Origin of the sequence: Kitasatospora sp. NPDC091257 (genome assembly GCF_044757675.1) — a bacterium.
GTDB lineage: Bacteria > Actinomycetota > Actinomycetes > Streptomycetales > Streptomycetaceae > Kitasatospora > Kitasatospora lactacystinica.
The window spans coordinates 1-5107 of sequence record NZ_JBIVVI010000663.1 but is presented as its reverse complement, the minus strand read 5'-3'; the positions used below and the strand labels follow the sequence as shown (position 1 = coordinate 5107).

The following is a 5107-nucleotide window of genomic DNA, read 5'->3' as shown; positions in this document are numbered from 1 at the left end:
CCTCTCGGGGGGTGCCGGCGGCTGCCGTGCGGTGAGAGAGTGCGGTCGTATTCCCTCTCCGGGGGACTCACCAGATCTGGCATGCTAAAACTCGTTCAGCACCAGCGCTGATGGGACGCAGGTAGCACGGTAACGGCAAGGAGTCGCGAATGAGTGGACGAGAGCAACCCCTTGCCGCCAGCTTGACCATCCTCTCGCCAGAAGCACGAGAGCTATATCTCGCCGTCATCCGAGGAGACGGCAAACTGCCGTTGGACTCCGATGTCGACCAGGATGATCCCGCGCGGGACGAGCTGGTGAGGATCGGCCTTCTCATACCCGACAGTGATGATCCGAATGTTTTCGTGGCCGCCGACCCCGCGCAGCTCTCGACAAGCCTCAGCCATTCGTGGCAACGTCAGGCACTGGAACTCCTGTCACGCGCCGTATCGCTCCCCTCCGAACTGCAGGATCTGGCCCGGGAATTCCACACCCCGAAGCGGTCCGGAGGATCCATAGAGCATGTACGGGGGAAGGCGCTCATTCGGCAGCGGCTGGAGCAGTTCAGGGGTTCCGGGTTCGAGGAGGCCCTGGCGCTCCAACCTGGCGGCCCCCGGCAGCCGGATCTTCTCGCCGGAATGATCGCATACGATCTTGAGACGCTCCGCAGTGGGACGAAGATGCGGACGATCTACCACGCCAGTACCCGATACCACCAGCCGACCAGGGATTACGTCGCCACACTCGCCCAAGCCGGCGGCCAGTACCGCACTCTTGACGAGCCCTATACGCGGCTCATAGTGATGGACCGGCGCGTGGCGGTGATCCCGATCGACGATGACATGAGCCTCGCGGCCTTCATCTACGACCCGGCCGTCGTCGACTATCTTGCCAATGAGGTCTTCGAGCAGTACTGGAGCCGGGCCCTGGAATTCGAGGGCGACCGCACAGTGCCGCAGCAGGTCGTGTCACGCCTGCGTCAGACGATCATTGACCAGATGCTCGAAGGAACCAATCACCGAGTTATCGCGCGACGCCTTGGAATTAGCGAGCGGACACTGGCCAGACATATAGCCGAAATGCGAGACGACTACAAGGTCGACTCGCTATTCCAACTCGGATATGTCCTCGGCCGAAAGGCGCAGGAGACTTCCGACTGACTCGCCCAGCCGGCTTCAGGCGGGTCCGTTAATACTCTGGCACGCGGCCGTGCAGTTACCCGGCCGTGCAGTTACCGGCCGTGCTCACTGCCAGGAGATGTCGTCTGCGACGCTCACGGCGGCATTGACGGCAATCGTGTCGTGCGAGTCGGCAGCGCTCACGAGAGAGCCGGCACCGAGCACGGCGGCGACGGCAACCAATGAAAGCACAACCACGCGGACAAATTGGTGCATATCAGTCACGCCCTCACTTTTCTGGAGAATCGCCACTAGAAGCGTCAAGCAGGATAACGGTCCACATGGTGCCACGCCAGGGGGAGGCTGTCACCTGCTTCCGCATGCGGGGGTGTGCGTCATCTCTCTGCCAGTCATCCAGATGACACAGGCCAACCCTGGACGCGACACGGAGATGCGATGGACGATCAGTTCGCCCTCAATGGTCTCGGCAGGGCGCCACACCTTGCCAATGTACCGTCAAATACTAAACCGTTCAGCAGCGGCATCAGTCCACCGAGCAGACCACATCCAACGCATCGCCGACACTCACTCCCCCGGTCGGCCTTTCCCCGGAGTCGACATGACCGAGCCCTACCTGCGTCACCACGACAGCCAGGCCCCTGAGGGTCGGCGTGCACGTGTGTTCCTGGCCGCCCCGCTGATGCGACTGACCGGGCCGGCCGACAGCGTGGTGACCCTCGCCAGCCGGACGCGGCTGACGACGCTCCGCACCACCCTCCTGCGCAGCGGTGCCGCCGTGTACAGCGCGCACCACAGCGACGCCTGGACCATCTCCGGCCGCGCGCCGGAGCCCCGCGTCCCCTCCGACTTCCGCGCCCTCCAGTCCGCCGACCTCGTGTTCGCCTACGTCGGTGCCCCCCTCTCGGCCGGCGTGAGCCTGGAGCTCGGCTGGGCGTCGGCGCTGCGCAAGCCGATCGTCCTCCTGGTCGACGAGGCCATCACCCACAACCCGCTGATCGCCACCATCGAGCAGGTCGCCCCCGTCCTGCCGCTGGTCTTCGACGACACCTGGTCGCAGGAGGCCCTCAACCACACGGTCGAGACCGCGCTCGACTGGGCGGGCATGGCGCTCTCCCTGCGCGAGGGCTTCTGGACCGCCCCCGGCGAGCAGTTCAACGTCCCCCGGCAGCAACCCGCCGTCCCCGGCTACTGGCCGACCGGCGCCGCCACCGGCTGAGCGGCGGCTACCCACCGGACTCCCCCGTCCGGGATCCCCGCATCCGCCGGCCCGACCGGAACAGCGTCTCCGCGTCGTACAGCTCACGCAGCCGGGCGATGTGACCGGCCACCGTGCGCTCGCTCAGCCCCGTCCGGTCGGCTGCTCGCCCGCTGCGTGAGGCCGCGGGCGAGCAGCCGACCGACCTGCTGGTGGGCGGCGGGCTCCATCGAAGTGGCCGCCGGGGCAACCCGATCCACGACCTGCGCCTGCTGCCACTGTTGTTCGAAGACCCCGACCGGGTAGGCCGGCATCGCGGGGCCTCGACGAGAGCGACGACCGTGTTGTCGGGAGCCGCCGGGATCACGGCCACGGTGGGGTCGAAGACCAGGAAACGGGTGAAGGGACGGTCCAGTACCCGGATCGCGCAGCCGAGTCCGGTGGCTCCTGCCGCGCAGTCGACCGCCCGGGGATCCATCGCGCTGTACGAACCGTCCACCAACTGCGGTACCGGCAGCCCGAGTTCCACCAGCCGTTGGAGCGCCGACCCGTCCTCCGCGCCGACTTCGGCCGCCCGCACCCGACCGCCCTCGCGCAGGACGGCGGGGTGGAGGGCGCGGGCGGCGGTGAACGGGGTGGCGGGCGTGTCAGTCATGGTGCTCGCCCCGCAGCCGCCAGCCGAGGTGGAAGAGGGTGTGGGCGCCGTAGCGGTCGCGCAGCCGGGAGATGTGGGCGGCGACGGTGCGTTCGCTCACGCCCAGCCGGGTGGCGACGGCCCGTTGGGTGAGGCCGCGGGCGAGCAGCCGGCCGATCCGCACGGTGGTGACGGACGGCGGGTCGAGGTGGCGGCCGGCGGGGGTGGCGCGGGCCCAGTCGCGTTCGAACCGGGCGGCGAGGTAGGCGACGGTGGTGGGGTCGGTGAGGAAGGCGGCCCGGCTGAGGTCCTCGGCGGCGGGGATGACGGCCACCGCGCGGTCGAAGACCAGCAGCCGCTCGTAGGGCTCGGCGAGGACCCTCACCTGGGCGCCCTGCCCGGTGCGCAGGACGACCTGGCTCCGCACGGCGGCGTCGGCGAGGGTGACCGGCTGGTAGAGGGTGCGCAGCGAGCAGCCGCGGCGGAGCAGCGAGAGGTCCTGGGCGAGGGCCATCCGGAGTCCTTCGAGCGGCCGCGGTCCGGGCTGGGCGGCCAGGACCTCCTCCCGGCACTCCGAGACGAGTTCGCTGACCCGCCCGCGGACCTCGGCGGCGCCGAGGACGGTGCCGCCGACGGTGCCGCCGAGGGCGACGGCCGGGGAGCCTGTGGCCGGGGAGCCCACAGAACCAACGGCCCGGGAACCGACCGCCGGCGGCCCCCCGACCGGGCTGCGCGCCTCGTCGTAGGCGCGGGACAGCGGCCCGAGGGTGCCCGGGAGCCGCTCGGCGTGCCGCAGCAGGCGGACGGCGCGGGTGCGCAGTTCGAGGCCGATCCGGTCGCCGAGGGCGCGCGGGCTGGCGGCGGTCCAGCCGGTGGCGGTGGGGGTGAGCAGGCCGCGGGCGACGAGGGCGGCCAGGGTGGGTCGGTCGGCGGGGGCGAGGTCCTCGGGGCGCAGCCGGCCGCCGCCCCGGACGGCGGCGAGGTAGAGGGCCCGCTCGGCCGGGCCCGGCTCATCGGTCATCGCGGGCGCCTCGCATCAGCCAGCCGAGCTGGAAGAGGGTCTGCGCGCCGTAGCGGTCGCGCAGCCGGGAGATGTGGGCGGCGACGGTGCGTTCGCTCAGGCCCAGCCGGGTGGCGACGGCGCGCTGGGTGAGGCCGCGGGCGAGCAGCCTTCCGACCCGGTCGGGGATGGTGCGGGCGGTTGCCTGGCCGAGGGCGGCGGCCTCGGCGGTGTCGGCGCGCGCCCAGTCGCGTTCGAAGGTGCCGACCAGGTAGGTGATGGTGGCCGGGTCGGTGATGAAGGCGGCGGTGCTGTTGTCGTCGTTGGCGGAGATCACGGCGACGGAGCGGTCGAAGACGATCAGCCGCTGGAAGGGCTCGTCGAGCACCCGGATGAGCGAGCCGTGCCGGATGACCTCCTCGGCGTAGGCGAGGGCGGGCGGGTCGGCGAGCGCGACCGGCTGGTAGATGGTGCGCAGCGAGCAGCCGCGCTGGAGCAGTTGGACGTCCTGGAGGAGGGCGACCTGGAGGGTGTCGGCGGGCCGGTGGCCGGGCTGGGCGGTGAGGACCTCGGAGCGGCAGTCGGAGACCAGTTGGGAGATCCGCTGGCGGATGTGGACGTGCCCCTCGACGTGGACGGCGCCGCCGGCCCGGTCGGTCGGGCGGGGCATCGCGTCGTAGGCCCGGGTGAGGCCGTCCAGGGCGCCCGGGAGGTTCTCCGCGCGGACCAGCAGCCGGGTGGCCTCGCTGCGCAGTTCGGCGCCGAGGCGGTCGCTGACCGAGCGCGGGCTGACCGCGGTGTAGCAGCGGTCCATCCGGTTGACCATCAACAGGCCGATGTCGATGAGTTGTTGGAGCGCTCCCCGGTCGACGTCGGCGACCTCGCCGGTGGGGACGCGGCCGCCCTCGGCGATGATGGCCAGGTAGAGCTGCCGGGCGGCCTCGTCGGGCTCCTCGCCCACGGGCCCGTGGTGCGGTGTGACCGCCGGTTCCGCCGTCACGTCGCACTCTCCCTGCCGGACGCCTCTCCCCTGGTCTGCCCGTGCTCCCCGCCGCACGAGCCGTGGCACCGGTGGGCCCGGCGGGCTCACGGTGCCGGTGGGCCGGTACGGCGTGATCATGGATCAGGCGGTCACGGTACCGGGTGGGACGGCGGACCCC

6 protein-coding genes are annotated in these 5107 nt (G+C 70.9%); 2 read left to right on the top strand and 4 right to left on the bottom strand.

The window, feature by feature from the left end; all coding sequences use genetic code 11:
* Window positions 1–149: 149 nt before the first annotated feature.
* On the top strand, window positions 150–1139 hold the full coding sequence (locus ACIQOV_RS26815) for a hypothetical protein (RefSeq protein WP_401052664.1): 990 nt from the start codon (window positions 150–152) through the stop codon (window positions 1137–1139).
* An 84-nt stretch (window positions 1140–1223) separates the two neighbouring features.
* Here the strand turns inward: ACIQOV_RS26815 and ACIQOV_RS26810 are convergent, their stop codons facing one another.
* The gene (locus ACIQOV_RS26810; RefSeq protein ID WP_401052662.1) at window positions 1224–1409 is read right to left on the bottom strand and encodes a hypothetical protein; all 186 of its coding nucleotides are present in this window, start codon (window positions 1407–1409) and stop codon (window positions 1224–1226) included.
* A gap of 307 nt (window positions 1410–1716) precedes the next feature.
* Here ACIQOV_RS26810 and ACIQOV_RS26805 point away from each other — a divergent pair, with 307 nt between their 5' ends.
* Complete coding sequence (locus ACIQOV_RS26805) at window positions 1717–2334, top strand: hypothetical protein (protein WP_143204511.1); 618 nt, start codon at window positions 1717–1719, stop codon at window positions 2332–2334.
* Between the two features lie 7 nt (window positions 2335–2341).
* Here ACIQOV_RS26805 and ACIQOV_RS26800 read toward each other — a convergent pair whose 3' ends face one another.
* From ACIQOV_RS26800 to ACIQOV_RS26790, 3 genes are read right to left on the bottom strand one after another with little or no spacing between them, the layout of a single operon-like run.
* Complete coding sequence (locus ACIQOV_RS26800) at window positions 2342–2968, bottom strand: hypothetical protein (protein WP_401052658.1); 627 nt, start codon at window positions 2966–2968, stop codon at window positions 2342–2344.
* Window positions 2961–3968 carry a LuxR C-terminal-related transcriptional regulator gene (locus ACIQOV_RS26795; protein WP_401052655.1) on the bottom strand — a complete coding sequence of 336 codons (1008 nt, stop codon included), beginning with the start codon at window positions 3966–3968 and terminating at the stop codon, window positions 2961–2963. Before ACIQOV_RS26795 ends, ACIQOV_RS26800 begins: the two co-directional genes overlap by 8 nt.
* Window positions 3958–4908 carry a LuxR C-terminal-related transcriptional regulator gene (locus ACIQOV_RS26790; protein ID WP_401052652.1) on the bottom strand — a complete coding sequence of 317 codons (951 nt, stop codon included), beginning with the start codon at window positions 4906–4908 and terminating at the stop codon, window positions 3958–3960. Before ACIQOV_RS26790 ends, ACIQOV_RS26795 begins: the two co-directional genes overlap by 11 nt.
* Between the last annotated feature and the right edge of the window lie 199 nt (window positions 4909–5107).